The following is a 15,934-nucleotide window of genomic DNA, read 5'->3' on the forward strand; positions in this document are numbered from 1 at the left end:
GGATAGGTCCGGTTCGGTCCCGCCTCGTTCGTCCACAGGTTGGCCGAGGGCACTCCCCCACGGCCCGAACCGCTGCTATCACTGGAGGCGACCGGCCCCACTGGCGAAAGGCAGCCGGACGTGTTGTCCCCCAGCGCGACCTCCGACACCACCGCGACGACCACCGCCCGCCCTCTCCTGGCCAGAGTCGCCGACGGGGTCCGACTGGCCCGGGACGGACGTTTCGAGGACACCGTCACCCTGTTGGAGGACATCCGGAGTCGGCTACGGGGGCACCCCGCCGCGGACCTGGCCCCGGTGCTGCCGGGGGTGCTCACCGACCTGGGGCTGGCCCAGGCCCTGTGCGGTCGCTTCGGGCCGGCCGGGGACCACCTCCACGCGGCACGCGACCTGGCAGAGACCCGCGGGTTGCCGCTGCTCGGCACGGTCGCCCGCCAGAACCAGGGCTGTCTGACCCTGTACCGCGGCGACGCGCCGGGCGCGATCGGGATCTTCCTCGAACTCCTGCCACTGGTACCGGCCGACCGACAGGAGGCACTGCGCGTGGACCTGGCCGAAGCCCTGCTCTGCGAAGGCCAGGTGGAGGAGGCCGGTCGCATCCTGGCCGAGGCACCTTGGCGGGAGGGGCCGACCGACACCGCCCGCACCCTGTTGGAGGCCAAGCTGCGCCTGTTGGAGGGCGATCACAAGGCGGCGTTGGCCCTGTCCCTGCGGGTCCGGCGGCACATCGGACGCGGGTCGCCCTGGTACGGACTGACCCACCGATTGGAGCGGCTCACCGAGCGCACCCACCAGGCCCGTCCCATCGAACGCGCCCGTGGGGCGTTGGAGGTGCGCTCGCCCTCCACCGCCGTCCCGGTCACGAGCCCGCACGCCACCCGCGCGCTCGCCGCCCTCGCCGAGCGTCTGCCCGCACCGGACCTCCACGTCCGACCACGGCCCGCGCCGCTGCCGGGCGCGTGGTTGGGGGGCGGCTTCGGCGACCCTCACGTGATCCAGGCCGGTCTGGAGGGCGCGTTGGCGGTGGGCGACCCGGCGACCGCCTTGGAATGGGCGGAGTTGACCCGCACGGAGGTCACACGCGACACCCTGGTCGCGGCGGTCGACACCGAGACCGACCTGACGGTGTCTCGTCGGCGCGCGCCGCGCGGCCCGGTGTTGGGAAGGTTGTTCGACACCCTGGGCGACCGGGCGTTCGTGCACTTCACCAGGGCGGGGGACCAGGCCGTCGCGCTGGTGGCGGTGGCGGGTCGGGTGCGCACCGCGTTCCTGGGCCCGTTGCCGCCCCTGCGTCGCCTCCTGGCCCGAATGCGGCACGAGTGCGAGGCCGTGCCCGTCGACGGATCGGCCCCGGCCCTGGCCACCGTGGACGAGGCCCTGGTGGGCCCGGTGCTGCCGTTGACCGGTGGGCGTCCGCTCGTGGTCACCGGCGTCCCCTACCTGGACGATCCGCCCTGGGGACTGTTGCCGAGCCTGCGGGGTCGACCGGTCACGGTGGTCGCCGGGGCGCGATCCTGGGCGCGGCGACATCCTCCGCGGGGCGGGCGTGTGCTGTTGGCGGCGGCCGCCGAACCGGCCGGGGCGGGAGCGGAGGTCCGCGCACTCGCCGGCATCCACCCGGGCTCCCGGGTACTGGAGCGGGCCCGGCGGGATCAGGTCCTGGCGGCGCTCACCGACACCGACCTGGCCCACCTGGCCGGGCACGGGCACGCCGGCGAACGTTCGGCGCTGTCGTCCCGGGTCGAACTGTCCGACGGCCCGCTGTCGGCCCGGGACCTGTTGCGGGTGCCCGCTCCGGCGGCGCTGGTCACCCTGGCCACCTGTTGGGGCGGCCGAGGGTTCCTCACACGCTCACCGGGTGGCTTCGCGGGCACCCTGTTGGCGCTCGGGACGCGCACCGTGGTCGCGAGTCCGTTGCCGGTCTCCGACGAACGCACGGGTGCGGCCATGCGGCTGTTCCACCGCGCGTTGGCCGGTGGCGGGGACGTGTCCGAGGCGGTCGCCGACCACCTCGGACACGTGGGCTTTTGCTGCTATGTCGGCTGAGTCACCAGCCGCGCTCACCCCATTGGGACAGGTTCGGACGCTCGGCGCCGAGCGTGGTGTCCTTGCCGTGGCCGGGGTAGATCCAGGTGTCGTCGGCCAGGGCTCCGAAGACACGCTCGGAGACGTCACCGAAGAGAGTCCGGAAGTCCTCCTCGGACCAGGTCTTGCCGACCCCTCCCGGGAAGAGGCTGTCCCCGGTGAACAGGTGGGTGTGGCCTTCGGGGTCGTCGTAGCGCAGGGCGATCGAACCGGGTGTGTGCCCGCGCAGGTGGATGACGGTGAGCGCACAGTCCCCGACCCGGACCGTGCTGCCGTGGGTGACGGGTTCGTCGACCGACACCGGGAGTTCGTCGGCGTCGTCGGGGTGGGCGACCGTGTGGGCGCCGGTCTGGCCGACGATCTCGGCCAGCGCCTGCCAGTGGTCCTGGTGGCGGTGGGTGGTGACCACGCGGGCCAACCCGTCCTCGCCGATCATCTCCAGGACGCGGTCGGCCTCGGCCGCCGCGTCGATGAGGACGGCCTCCCCCGTGGCGCGGCAGCGCAGGAGGTAGGCGTTGTTGTCCATCGGGCCCACGGCCAGTTTGGTGATCGTCAGTTGCGGTAGTTCGCGCAGGTCGGCGGGGCCGCCGACCCTGGTATCTCCGGAGTAGCTCACCCGTCCATTGTGGCCTGTCATGGCGGGCGTGTGCACCCAGGTCACCGAGCCCAGTGCGGGGGGCGTTTCTCGAAGAAGGCGGCGCGTCCCTCGGCCGCGTCCTCCGCGGCGAAGAACTCGGCGGACAGTTCACCCATCCGGGCGAAGGCCTCGTCGCGCCGGCCGGGTACGGCCTGGGCACCTCCGCTCATCTCGCCGACGAGTTCCTTGGTGCGGGACAGCGCGCGTGGCGCCGCCCCGCGCAGCCCCCGCAGGATCGAGTCGATGGTGTCCCGCATCTCCCGATCGGGCACGGCCTCGGTGATGAGCCCCGCCTCCGCCGCGGCCGCGGCGTCGAACATCTCACCGGTGAGGAAGTAGCGGCTGAGTTGGCGCGGGCGCACGCGCGCGGACACGGGGACCGAGATGATCGCCGGGACCACACCGATGCGCACCTCGGTGAAGGCGAAGGTGGTGCTCTTGGGGGCCAGGGCGATGTCGGCGGCGGCGACCAGGCCGATGCCGCCGGCCCGGGCCGCCCCGTTGAGCACCGCGACGACGGGTTTGGGGCCGCCCATGATCTGTTCGAAGATCTCGGGCAGTTCCGGGGCCGGTTCGACGGGTTCGCCCGCCAGGGCCGCCGCGATCTCCTTGAGGTCGGCGCCGGCGCAGAACACCGGGCCCTCACCGGTGAGCACGATGGCGCGCACCTCGTCGTCGGCCATGGCGTCGGCGAGGGCCTTGGAGAGTTCGGTGCGCAACCGGGCGGAGAGCGCGTTGCGGTTGCGCGGGGAGTCGAGGGTGATCGTGGCGATGGCCCTGTCGACACTCGACTTCACGAGCGGGGCGTCGGGGGTCGCGGAAGGCTGGTGCTGCGTCATCGCGAGCTGACCTCTCTTGCGTCGGTGGGAGTGAACCCGGTCACCACAGTTGACCGGAACACACGGTAACCATTCACCGTCGCTCGGACCGACACCGGGGCGGGGCCGCGCGGCCCCGCCCCGGGCGTGGTCAGCGTCCCCGGGCCGCCACGGACAAGGCGTCGGAGAAGTGCATCATCGCCTGCACCGCTTCGGCGCCGTCGGCCGCCTCGCTGACCCTCAGGGTGAGCGGTTCGGCGGTGATGGCACCGGTGTAGCCGTGGTCGAGCTCGCAGCTCTCGTCGGCGCAGGAGGCCGGCTCCAGGTCGATGTGGGCGACCGCGCTCCAGTTCACCGACAGGTTGACGCTGAGCACCAGCTCGCTGGGGGTGCTCCCCGCCGTGTACTGGGCGGGGTTGGGCACCACCCGGGTCAGCGCCACCGACTGGACGTTGCCCAGCTGGATGCTGTCGGTCGTGGTGGAGGCGTGCGAGGTACCGCCCGGCTCGGTCGGTGGGTGCTCGTCGGTGTGGCAGACCACCAGTCGGGTCTCGGTCAGCAGCATCACGGTGATGTGCCGGCGCATCTCCATGGCCGGGTCGAAGGTCGCCTCGTGGTGCACGATGAACGCCTTGGCGTCCTCGTCACCCAGGACGTCGGCGACCGCGTCGATGACCAGGGCGGGGTAGTACCCGCTCCGTTCGATCTCCAGGCGCCAGTCCGTGGGCACGGCACGTGTTTTCCTCATACCCCTATCCTGCCCCCTCCCGGTGACACTTCGCGACCGTCGCCCGAAGAGAGCCGACCATTGGCGGATCAGAACGTCACCCCGCGCAACCTCCGAGGCCCGGAGTCCGGACGCACGTCGGGCGCCTCCCGCAACCACATGCGCGCGCCCAGGACGTGGGCGCCGGTGGCGTTGACGAGCACCGGGTCCAGGTCCACGTAGCCGATCTCGGGGAAGGCCTCCACCAGGCGCGAGACCCGGATGAGGAGTTCCTCCAGGGCCTCCACGTTGGGCTGTTCGGCCAGCGAGGTCGCCCCCGCGGGCAGCCCGAACAGCAGCGGGGCGGCGCGGACCGCGTGGATGAGGTCGGCCGCGTCCATGTCGGTCAGCGGCGCCAACCGGAAGGCACGGTCGTCGAGGAGTTCCGCGGTGACGTCGGCCAGGCCGAAGGAGACCACCGACCCGAAGGACTGGTTGTCCCCGGCCCGGATCACCGTGGGCACCCCGGGCGCGGCCAGACGCTGGACCACCAGGTCGGCCTCGCCGCCGAAGCGGTCGTACAGCGACAGGTAGGCGCTGCGCACGTCCTCGGGGGTGCGCAGGTCGGCGCGGACGAACGTACCTCCGGCGCGGACCCGCAGGTCGGGGGCGTCGGCCTTGACCACCGCCGGGTAGCCCAGCTCGCCCGCGGCGACCACGGCCTCCTCCGCCGAGTCCACCTTGATGTCGGGATAGGCGGCGATGCCGTAGCAGGACAGCAGCTCGTGCGCGTCCTCGCTGGAGATCGCCGTCTCCTCGTCGTAGCGTCGCTCCCCGCCGAACCAGGCGATGTCGCCCTTCTCCGCTCCGACCTTCGACAGGGCCCGGGCGATGACGGTGCGGGCCCGGGCGCCGTCGAGGTCGGGCAGCTCGGGGTGCCGGCCGGGTTTGCGGTCCCGCCACTGGGCGTAGCGGGTCGCGTGGGCGAGGGCGCGCACGGCGTCCTCGGGGGCGGGGTAGGAGGGGACCGAACCGTGCAGGGTCTGTCCCTGGTCCCCGACGTGCCTGAGCTCCTCGGGGATGCCCTGTCGGGCCAGGTAGGTGGTGACGATCGGCTTGTCCGACTCCAGGGCGCGGGCGCGCAGCACCCGGGCCACGTCGTCGCCGATGGGGTGCAGGGCCGGGACGAAGACCACCACGACCGAGTGCACGTCGTCGGCGGCCATGGCCGCCCGGAGGGCGTTGTCGAAGTCCTCCGCGGTGGCCTGCGGGCCCAGGTTCACGGGTTCGTGCGGTTTGAGGCCTTGGCGGACGGCGGCGTCCTTGGCCAGCAACTCCAGGGAGTCGGAGTTGCCGATGATGCCCACCCGCGGCCCCGCGGGCAGCGGCTGGTAGGCGAACACCTGGGCGGCGTCGAACATCTGGGTGATGTCGTCCACGCGCACCACCCCGGCCTGCTCGAAGAGGGAGGTGACGGCGTAGTCGGGCAGGGCCAGCCCGCCGGCGGCGTGGCCGGTGGGCGTGGTCCGCGCCGAACCGCCGCTGCGCACCGCCACGATCGGCTTCTGCTTGGCCAGGCGCCGGGCCAGACGGGTGAACTTGCGCGGGTTGCCCAGGGACTCCAGGTACTGCAGGACGACCTGGGTGGCCGGGTCCTCCTGCCAGTACTGCATGAGGTCGTTGCCGGACACGTCGGCGCGGTTGCCCGCGGACACGAACGTGGACAGTCCCATGCCCCGGTCGGCGACCCGTTGCAGGATGGCGCGACCCAGCGCGCCGGACTGGGAGAAGAATCCGATGGGGCCGGCCGGGGGCAGGTCCGGGGAGAGGGTGGCGTTGAGGGAGATCGACGCGTCGGTGTTGGCGACGCCCAGGCAGTTGGGTCCCACCACGCGCATACCGGCGGCGCGGGCGGTGCGCACCAGCTCGTCCTGGCGGACGCGACCCTCCGGGCCGATCTCGCCGAACCCGGAGCTGACCACGACGAGTCCGTGCACGCCCTTCTCGGCACACTGTTCGACCACGTCCACGACCGTCTCCGCGCGCACCGCCACCACGGCCAGGTCGACCTGGTCGGGGATGTCCAGCACCGACGGGTAGGCACGCACGCCCACCACGGCCCTGGCCTCGGGGTGCACCGGGTAGACGGGGCCCTGGAACTCACCGCCCAGGAGGTTGCGCAGGGCGGTCTGACCGATGGTGTGCGCGGTCCGGCTGGCGCCGATGACGGCGACCGACTCCGGGAAGAGCAGACGGGCGATGGAACGCGACTCCGAGCGCTGCTCGCGGGCCCGCATGACCTCTTGGGAGTCGTCGGTGGGCTGCAGGTCCAGCGTGAGCCGGATGACCCCCTCGTCGAAGGTCTGTTGGGCGGTGTACCCGGCCTCACGGAAGACGTTGATCATTCGTCGGTTCTCGGGCAGCACGTCGGCGATGAAACGCCGCACCCCGCGTTCGCGGGCGGCCGCTCCGATGTGTTCGAGCATGACCGAGGCCAGGCCACGGCCCTGGTGACCGTCCTCGACCACGAAGGCGACCTCGGCCTCCTCCGGGGCGACCTTGTCGTAACGCACCACGGAGACCAGGGAGTCCGAGATCGTGGCGACCAGGGCCACGCGCTCCTCGTAGTCGACCGTGGTGAAGCGTTCGACGTCGCGGTTGGACAGCTTGGGGTAGGGCGCGAAGAACCGGTAGTAGATCGTCTCCGGCGAGAGCCGGGCGTGGAACTCGCGCAGCAGGTCGGCGTCGTCAGCGGTGATGGGGCGCAGGTGCGCGGTGCCGCCGTCGGTCAGAACGACGTCGGCTTCCCAGTGTTTCGGGTAGGACTGCACGACTGCGAGACTAGACGACAATCGGTCGGATACGGGGAGTGTCCCCACCGTCCGGCCGAAATCACCGCCCGTTCCTCCCGTCGAGCAAGCGCTTTCGGGACGGTGCGCACCCGGGTCCACGTACCCTGATGCGGTGGGGCGCAAGACCCCGACATCGCCTTGGTGACCGTGTGTCCGGGGTGCTGTCAGTTCGTTACCCGACCCTGATCGTTAAACTGTTAACGTCGTGCGGGCACAGGTTCTCAACACTCGGTGGTGGCTGGCGAAATGACTCGAGTGGTCGTGATCGGTGATCTGATGACCGACGCCGTCGCGCGCGCGTTCCACCCGTTGGCCAGGGGTAGTGACACCCCCGCCTCGGTGGTCATGTACGGCGGCGGTTCCGGGGCCAACATCGCGTCCTGGTTGTCGGTCGAGGGCACCGAGACCACGTTCGTGGGTCGCCGGGGCTCCGACATAACCGGACGTACCCGCGAGATGGAACTCATGGGCTACGGCCTGGACTCGCGCATGGTGATGGATCCCGAGCGCGCCACCGGGCACTGCGTCGTCATGATCACCCATCGCGGTGACCGGACGATGCTCAGCGACCCGGGCGCCAACGCGCGTCTACAGCCCGAGGACCTTCCCCGCGACGTGTTCGGCCCCGACGGGCACCTGCACGTCTCCGGCTACACGCTGATCAACTCCGACTCGCGTCGCGCGGCCCGGGTGGCCCTGCGCATGGCCCGCGAGAGCGGCATGTCGATCTCGGTGGACGGCGGTTCGCACGCACCGTTGGAGCGTGCCGGCGCGGAGGACTTCCTGGAGTGGACCCAGGGCGCGCGACTGCTGTTCGTCAACGTCGACCAGGCCCGGGTGCTCACCGGCCGGGACGAGCCCGAGGCCGCCGCCAAGGTTCTGACGGCCTGGTTCCCCAACGTCGTGATCAAGCTCGGTGAGGACGGCGGCCTGTGGGCGTCCAAGACCCGTGAGGACTGTGTGAGGGCCCCGGCCGAACCGGTGGATCCGTCCCCGGGCTCGGTGGGCGCCGGCGACGCGTTCATCGCCGGCTTCCTGCCCGCGTGGTTGGCCGGCCGGCACCCCAAGGAGGCGTTGGGCCGCGCCAGCCGCCTGGCCGCCCGAGCCCTGCACCAGCCGGGCGCCCGCCCCGACCTGGGCGAGGGCCGACCGGTCCGAAGAGGCGCCCCCAGAGGCCAGCGCATCCGTTAGCAGTGTCTCTGAGCGCCTCCGCTAGCGCTTTGGCGTGTTCGGGCGCCTGGAAGTCAGGAACCTTCGGCACCTTTGGTGTGATAGCGGAAAAGCGTGCTATCCCACCGCCGGCACCTCCAGAACCCTGACGGCGCCCGAACGGGCACCCCCCGTGGTCACCACGACAGCGTCCGAACAGCGACCCCATGCGCCTCCGCCAACGCTTTGGCGTGTTCGGGTTCAGCCGCCGGTGGTGGCCAGGGTGAGCGGTAGCACCTCCGGGGCTCCGGCGCGGCGCAGCAGGGCGGCGCCGACGGTCAGGCTCCAACCGGTGTCGACCACGTCGTCCACCAGCAGCAGCGGGCCCGGGGTACTCGCCTGGAGTTCGGTCACACGTTCCTGGAGTTCCGGGTCGGCGACCAGTGACGAGTAGACCTGTCCCAGGCGCATGGCGCTGTTGTGCCGGCGTGGGCCCGGGCCGTCCTGCGTTCGGTAGGACAGCGATCCCAGGGGGACCAGCCTGCCGAGCGAGGACAGCCGGTCGGCCAGGTCCGCCACCAGGGTCGGGCGGGTGAGGGAGGGCATCGCGACCACGCCGACGGGCCGGTTCTGCCAACCCCAGGTGGCCAGGACCCGGACCACGCCTTGGAGCATCCGTTCGTCCACGGGTGCGTCGGGGGCGTCCTCGGCCAGGACACGCCGCAGTTCGTTGCCCCAGCCGATGTCGGTGATCCGGCCGAGCGCGCGGCCCTCGCCGGCCCGCAGGTTCTCGGGGATCTTCCCGGACAGGTCCACCCCCAGCGCGGACATGCCGGTGGGCCACTGGCGGCGTGGGGCCACGGGTGTGCCCGGGCGGTCCAGGTGGTCGGCGGCGGCCTTGCGGCGACCGGAGTCCACTTCGGTCGGCCAGTACCGTCCGGTGCACACGTCGCAGCGGCCGCATGCGGTGGCCTCGGGGTCGTCGAGCTGGCGGCGGAGGAACTCCATCCGGCAGGTGTCGGTGGCGATGTAGTCGAGCATGGCGCGCTGTTCGCGCTCTCGGGCGGCGCTCACCTGGGCGTAGCGTTCGGTGTCGTAGGCCCATGGCCGACCGGTGCCGACCCAGCCGCCGCGCACCCGCCGCACCGCTCCGTCCACGTCCAGCACCTTGAGCATCTGCTCCAATCGGGTGCGGCGCAGGTCGACCCGGGTCTCCAGGTGGGCGACCGACAGGGGCTTGTCGGCCTCGGCGAGCACGGCGAGGGTCTCGCGGACGGTGTCCTCCGGGGGGAAGGACAGTCCGGCGAAGTACTCCCAGATCTGGACGTCCTCGCGGCCCGGCAGCAGCACCACCTCGGCGCGGTCCACGCCACGGCCGGCACGACCGACCTGCTGGTAGTAGGAGATGGGCGACTGCGGGGCGCCCAGGTGCACCACGAATCCGAGATCGGGTTTGTCGAAGCCCATGCCCAGGGCGCTGGTGGCGACCAGTGCCTTCACCCGGTTCTCCAACAGGGCGTCCTCGGCGGCACGACGTTCGTCGGGGTCGGTGCGTCCGGTGTAGGCCAGCACTTCCAGGCCCTGTTCGGTGAGGAAGCGGGCGGTCTCCTCGGCGGCGCTGACGGTGAGGGTGTAGACGATGCCCGAACCCGGGATGGTGGGCAGGTGTTCGGCCAGCCAGCTGAGCCTGGCGGTGGGGTCGGGCAGCTCGGCCACGCCCAGGCGCAGGCTCTCGCGTTCCAGGGGACCGCGCAGCACCAGGGTGTCGGCCCGCTCCGCGCCGGCCTGGAGTTGCTCGGCCACGTCGTGGGTGACCCGTTCGTTGGCGGTGGCGGTGGTGGCCAGCACCGGCACCCCGTCGGGGAGGTCGTGCAGCAGGGAGCGGATGCGGCGGTAGTCGGGGCGGAAGTCGTGTCCCCAGTCGGAGACGCAGTGCGCCTCGTCGATGACGACCAGGCCGGCCCCCGCCGCGAGTTCGGGCAGCACCCGGTCGCGGAACTCGGGGTTGTTGAGCCGTTCCGGACTGACCAAGAGGACGTCGACCCGCCCCTGGGCGACCTCGGCGTAGGTCTGCTCCCACGCGGTGGTGTTGGTGCTGTTGATGGTGTGGGCGCGGATCCCGGCGCGTTCGGCGGCGGCGATCTGGTTGCGCATCAGGGCCAACAGCGGAGAGACGATGACGGTCGGCCCGGCGCCCTCGGCCCGACGCAGGGCGGTGGCCACGAAGTACACCGCCGACTTGCCCCATCCGGTGCGCTGCACCACCAGGGCACGGCGGTGTTCGGCGACCAGGGCGTGGATGGCGGTCCACTGGTCCTCGCGCAGTCGCGCGGAGTCGCCCGCCAGGGCGCGCAGGTGTTCCTCGGCGCGTTCGCGCAGGGCGGTGGTGTCGGTGAGGTCCGTGGGAGTGGCCATGTCCTCTTTGGTACCAGAGCCGGAGGGGGTCCGAGCGGTTGTCCACAGGCCTGGCACGGGGAGCCATCTCACAGGGACCCCCGATAACGGTAAGGAAACTTTCCAGTCTGCCGGCATTGCGCTCCGACGAAGCAGTCCGAACACTGTCCGTCAGGACTCATGTCCTCCCCGCAGTGGGAGCGCTCCCGCTACCTTCGCGCCCCACCAGAAGTACGAAAGGCACACGAGATGGCACACCCCCGCCGCCCCGCTCACGCGCGCCCACGCGGCCGCAGGCTCGGCCTGCTCGCCGCCGCCTCGGCGCTCGTGGTCGGCGCTTCAGCCCTCGCGGTGACCGATGCCGTGACCGGCGGCATCATCCCCGTCTCCGCCGAGGCCGCCGAGGTCCCCGTCGGCTCCGGTGGTTACACCGACACCCTCCCCGAGGGCTACTCGGGCCCCTCCGACCTGGACGGCAACCCGGTATCCCCCAAGGTCACCGATGACTTCGAGGGTCCCGCGCCCACCAACGAGTGGTGGTCCTCACTCATCTTCCAGCGCTACGCGGACAACCCCCACGGCGAGAACCTCTTCGCCCACCCGCTGAGCTTCCTGCCGCACTCCGGCGGCCTGGAGATGGGCTACCCCGACTCCCACCAACTCGTGGGCGACGACCTCAAGTACGAGTACACCGCCGTCTCCGACCTCAGCCTCGGCGTGGCCGGTCTGGACTCCCCCGACACCCGCACCGCCGACCACGGCGACTGGACCGTCACCGCCCACTGGGAGGGCGGCGGCTCCACCCTGCGCGTCACCCTCGGCCAGGGCCTGCCCTTCGCCTACGCGGAGACCTCCGGTGGCGCCGCGGAGGTGACCTTCGAGGGCACCCCCGACGTCTGGCACGAGGACGGATCCACCGTCGGCGCCACCGTCAACGGACGCCACTACGCCCTGTTCTCCCCCTCCGACGCCCCCTGGACCCTCTCGGGCGACACCCTCACCGCCGACACCGGTGACGACGGGTACTACTCCGTGGCCGTCCTGCCCGAGCCCGACGACCTGGACGCCTTCGCCCCCTACGCGCACTCCGTCGTCACCGACTCGCTCGTCGAGTACGACTACGACGAGGCCGCCGCCACCCTCACCAGCACCTACAGCCTGGCGACCGAGGCGCGCGAGGGCGAGGAGACCGGCACGCTCATGGCGCTCTACCCGCACCAGTGGGCGAACGTCACCGGCGACCTCACCGACCTGACCTACGCCTCACCCCGCGGTGAGATGCGCGTGTCAGAGGGCTCGTCCTTCACCACCGAGCTCACCACCCAGGGCATCATGCCCAGCCTGCCCACGGTGGACGGCGCCGACCACGATCGCATGGCCACCCTCATCGACGAGGTCCTGGCGGAGGAGGAGCTCTTCCCCGAACCCGGCGACACCTACTGGGACGGCAAGGCCATGGGACGACTCGCCCAGCTCGTGCCCATCGCCGACTCCATCGGCGACACCGAGGCCCGCGACGAACTCCTCGGCCTGGTCAAGGAACGGCTGGAGGACTGGCTGACCGTCGGCGGCACCCGCCAGTTCCACCACGACGCCGAATGGGGCGCCATGCTCGGCTACCCCGACAGCTTCGGCGCCGCCACCGAGCTCAACGACCACGACTTCCACTACGGATACTTCGTCTCGGCGGCCGCCACGGTCGCCCGCTACGACGCCGAATGGGCGGCCGAGGACGCCTGGGGCGGCATGATCCGTCTCCTCATCCGCGACGTGGCCTCCACCGACACCGAGGACGAGATGTTCCCGCGTCTGCGGTCCTTCTCCCCCTACGCCGGACACGGTTGGGCCTCCGGCCACGCCGGGTTCGCCGCCGGCAACAACCAGGAGTCCTCCTCCGAGGGCATGCACTTCGCCGCCGCCACCGCGCACTTCGGCGCGCTGACCGGCGACGAGGAACTCCGCGACCTGGGCGTGTACCTGCACACCACCCAGGCCTCCACCATCGCCCGCTACTGGCAGGACCAGGGTGGTGAGACCTTCCCCGAGGACTACCCCGAGGACGTCGTCGGCATGGTCTGGGGAGACGGCGGCGACTACCGCATCTGGTGGGACGGCGGCCACGAGGAGCACTACGGCATCAACTACCTGCCCATCACCGCCGGTTCCCTCTACCTGGGCCACGACCCCGAGCACGCCGGGGCGATCTACGAGTCGCTCGTCGACAAGCTCGGCGGCGAACCCGAGATCTGGCGCGACATCCACTGGGCGCACCGGGCCCTGTCCGACGGGGACGACGCCCTGCGCATGTTCGAGGAGCAGTGGGAGACCTACGAACCCGAGGAGGGCGGTTCCAAGCCGCACACCTACCAGTGGGTGTCCACCCTCGCCGAGTTCGGCACCGTGGACGTCTCCGTGACGGCCGACACCGCGCACTACGCGGTCTTCGACGACTCCGGGACCCGTACCCACACGGCGTTCAACCCGACCTCCGAGCCCCTCACCGTCGGCTTCTCCGACGGGACCACCCTGGAGGTCCCCGCCGGCGAGACCGCCGTGACCAGCGGTTAGGGGCCGCCACGCAGCGTTGAGGGTTTTCCGTCCCCGGCACGGTGCCGGGGACGGAAAACCCTCTCCGGGCCGGCGCGAAACCCCGTTGCAGCGCGACTCACACACGCCCGACCACGCTCCCGTGTACGTTTCAGTCACCGGGGCAGGCCAGAATTACGGACATGGCCCGTACTACTTCCCGTCCCCCCGAGGATCTCGCCGAGAAGATCATCGACATCGACGTCTCCGAGGAGATGCGCGGCAGCTTCCTGGAATACGCGTACTCGGTGATCTACCAACGCGCCCTACCGGACGCACGCGATGGCATGAAGCCGGTTCAACGGCGCATCCTCTACCAAATGAACGAGATGGGTCTGCGGCCCGACCGCGGACACGTCAAGTGCGCCCGCGTGGTCGGGGAGGTGATGGGCCGACTCCACCCCCATGGCGACTCCGCCATCTACGACGCCCTGGTGCGGCTCAGTCAGTCCTTCGCCATGCGCGTGCCCCTGGTCGACGGCCACGGCAACTTCGGTTCCCTGGGCGGCGACGACGCCCCGGCCGCCATGCGTTACACCGAGGCTCGCCTGGACCACCCCGCCGAGCTGCTGGTGTCCTCCATCGACGAGGACGTCGTCGACTTCAAACCGAACTACGACGGCCAGGAGACCGAGCCCGAGGTCCTTCCCGCGGCCTTCCCCAACCTCCTGGTCAACGGCACCAGCGGCATCGCCGTCGGTATGGCCACCAACATGGCCCCGCACAACCTCGGTGAGGTCGTCGCGGCCGCCCGCCACCTCATCGCCAACCCCGAGGCGGAGCTGGACGAGCTCATGGAGTTCGTCCCCGGCCCCGACCTGCCCACCGGCGGCACCATCGTCGGTCTCGACGGCGTCCGCGACGCCTACCGCAAGGGCCGCGGCACCTTCAAGACGCGGGCGACCGTGGCCATCGAGAAGGTGTCGGCCCGCCGCACCGGCCTGGTCGTCACCGAACTGCCCTACAGCGTCGGCCCCGAGAAGGTCATCGCGCGCATCAAGGAACTGGTGCAGTCCAAGAAGCTCCAGGGCATCTCGGACCTGAAGGACCTCACCGACCGCAACCAGGGCCTGCGTCTGGTCATCGAGCTCAAGAACGGCTTCAACCCCGAGGCCGTCCTGGAGGAGCTGTACCGGCTCACGCCGATGGAGGAGTCCTTCGGCATCAACAACGTGGCCCTGGTCGAGGGCCAACCGCAGACCCTGGGCCTGCGCGAACTCCTTCAGGTCTACGTCGGCCACCGTCTCGAAGTGGTGCGTCGGCGCAGCGAGTTCCGCCGCAAGAAGCGCCGGGAGCGCCTGCACCTGGTCGACGGTCTGGTCGTCGCCCTGCTCGACATCGATCGGGTGATCGGACTCATCCGCGAGGCCGACGACACCGCGGCGGCCCGTGAGGCCCTCATGGGCGCCTACGAGCTGTCCGAGATCCAGGCCCGCTACATCCTCGACACCCCGCTGCGTCGTCTGACCCGCTTCGACCGGCTGGAGCTGGAGACCGAGCGGGAGAAGCTGAACAAGGAGATCGACGAGCTCACCGCGATCCTGGAGTCGGACAACAAGCTCCGCCGCCTGGTGTCCAAGGAGCTCAACGAGGTCTCCAAGAAGTTCGCCACCCCCCGACGCACCCAGTTGCGCGAGAGCGACGGCGCCACCCGCTCCGCCGTGATCCCGCTGGAGATGGCCGACCAGCCCTGCCACGTACTGTTCGGCGTGGACGGCCGGATCGTCCGCACCAAGGGCGCCACGCTGCCCCGCCCCTACGATGGGCTGCGCGTGGCGCACGACACGGTCCACGTGTCGATCCCCACGACCTCGCGTTCGGATGTCGGCCTGGTCACCGCCCTGGGCCGGATGATCCGGGTCCCGGTCGTGGAACTACCGGAGCTACCGGCCCCGGTCGAGGGTGAGGAGGACCCGCCCCCGCCGCTCACGCACGGGCTCGACGTGAGCGAGTTCGTCGCGCTCGACGGGGACGAGACCGTGGTGAGCGTGGTGTCGATGCGCGTCGACGGACCCGGGTTCGTCGTGGGCACCCTGGGCGGTGTGGTCAAGCGGGTCGCCCCCGACTACCCGCCCAACAAGGACGACTTCGAGATCATCACGCTCAAGGACGACGACCGGATCATCGGAGCCACCCAGCTGTCCACGGGTGAGGAGGATCTCGCCTTCGTCACCTCCGAGGCGCAGCTCCTGCGCTTCTCCGCCTCGACGGCGCGTCCCCAGGGGCGCCCCGCCGGGGGGGTGTCCGGTGTCAGGCTGGCCGAGGACGCCCGCGTATTGTGGTTCGGTGCGGTGCCGAGCCCCGAGGACTCGGTCGTGGTGACCGTGTCCGGTAGCGGTAACGCCCTCACGGGTACACAGGCCGGATCGGCCAAGGTCACCCCGTTCGAGTCCTACCCGGCCAAGGGACGGGCCACCGGGGGCGTACGCTGCCACCGCTACCTCAAGGGAGAGGACACCCTGCTCTTCGCGTGGGTGGGACGTTCACCGGCCAGGGCTTCGCGTGCCGACGGCAAGCCGGTTCGACTTCCCGACCTCACCGAACGGCGGGACGGTTCCGGCGAGGCGCTTCCACGCGCCATCACCACCGTGGGTAGCGGACAGACCGACTCCGGTATCTCGGCACCCGAGTAGGACGCCTGAGGTCCCGTGGGTGCGGGCCGTACACGGATTCGACTCCGTGTACGGCCCGCACCCCTGCGACCATC

At 71.1% G+C, this 15,934-nt stretch carries 9 protein-coding genes; 4 read left to right on the forward strand and 5 right to left on the reverse strand.

The window, feature by feature from the left end; all coding sequences use genetic code 11:
* Positions 1 to 120: 120 nt before the first annotated feature.
* Positions 121 to 2,046 carry a CHAT domain-containing protein gene (locus ACWGKS_RS11265; protein ID WP_452522502.1) on the forward strand — a complete coding sequence of 642 codons (1,926 nt, stop codon included), beginning with the start codon at positions 121 to 123 and terminating at the stop codon, positions 2,044 to 2,046.
* 1 nt (position 2,047) lies between these two features.
* Here ACWGKS_RS11265 and ACWGKS_RS11270 read toward each other — a convergent pair whose 3' ends face one another.
* The 4 genes from ACWGKS_RS11270 to ACWGKS_RS11285 all read right to left on the reverse strand — a co-directional run bounded on the left by ACWGKS_RS11270 (position 2,048) and on the right by ACWGKS_RS11285 (position 7,077).
* A complete protein-coding gene (locus ACWGKS_RS11270) occupies positions 2,048 to 2,701 on the reverse strand; it encodes an MBL fold metallo-hydrolase (protein WP_358514277.1) in 654 nt (217 codons plus the stop codon).
* A 41-nt stretch (positions 2,702 to 2,742) separates the two neighbouring features.
* Positions 2,743 to 3,561: an enoyl-CoA hydratase-related protein gene (locus tag ACWGKS_RS11275; protein WP_358514275.1), complete on the reverse strand. Its 819-nt coding sequence runs from the start codon at positions 3,559 to 3,561 to the stop codon at positions 2,743 to 2,745.
* A 130-nt stretch (positions 3,562 to 3,691) separates the two neighbouring features.
* Positions 3,692 to 4,270 (reverse strand): DUF5998 family protein, encoded by a 579-nt coding sequence (locus ACWGKS_RS11280; RefSeq protein ID WP_358514308.1) that lies wholly within the window; start codon positions 4,268 to 4,270, stop codon positions 3,692 to 3,694.
* Between the two features lie 86 nt (positions 4,271 to 4,356).
* Positions 4,357 to 7,077, reverse strand: coding sequence for a bifunctional acetate--CoA ligase family protein/GNAT family N-acetyltransferase (locus ACWGKS_RS11285; RefSeq protein ID WP_358514273.1), 2,721 nt, complete (start codon positions 7,075 to 7,077; stop codon positions 4,357 to 4,359).
* A gap of 276 nt (positions 7,078 to 7,353) precedes the next feature.
* On the opposite strand from ACWGKS_RS11285, the gene ACWGKS_RS11290 reads away from it, so the two are divergent.
* Positions 7,354 to 8,289, forward strand: coding sequence for a carbohydrate kinase family protein (locus ACWGKS_RS11290; protein ID WP_358514306.1), 936 nt, complete (start codon positions 7,354 to 7,356; stop codon positions 8,287 to 8,289).
* 219 nt (positions 8,290 to 8,508) lie between these two features.
* On the opposite strand, the gene ACWGKS_RS11295 is transcribed toward ACWGKS_RS11290, so the two are convergent.
* The gene (locus tag ACWGKS_RS11295; protein WP_358514271.1) at positions 8,509 to 10,662 is read right to left on the reverse strand and encodes a RecQ family ATP-dependent DNA helicase; all 2,154 of its coding nucleotides are present in this window, start codon (positions 10,660 to 10,662) and stop codon (positions 8,509 to 8,511) included.
* Positions 10,663 to 10,890: 228 nt separating this feature from the next.
* On the opposite strand from ACWGKS_RS11295, the gene ACWGKS_RS11300 reads away from it, so the two are divergent.
* Positions 10,891 to 13,209, forward strand: coding sequence for a glycosyl hydrolase (locus tag ACWGKS_RS11300; protein WP_452522505.1), 2,319 nt, complete (start codon positions 10,891 to 10,893; stop codon positions 13,207 to 13,209).
* A gap of 161 nt (positions 13,210 to 13,370) precedes the next feature.
* Positions 13,371 to 15,860 carry a DNA gyrase/topoisomerase IV subunit A gene (locus tag ACWGKS_RS11305; protein ID WP_358514267.1) on the forward strand — a complete coding sequence of 830 codons (2,490 nt, stop codon included), beginning with the start codon at positions 13,371 to 13,373 and terminating at the stop codon, positions 15,858 to 15,860.
* Positions 15,861 to 15,934 lie beyond the last annotated feature (74 nt).

The sequence above is a fragment of the Nocardiopsis sp. NPDC055879 genome, from assembly GCF_053615935.1.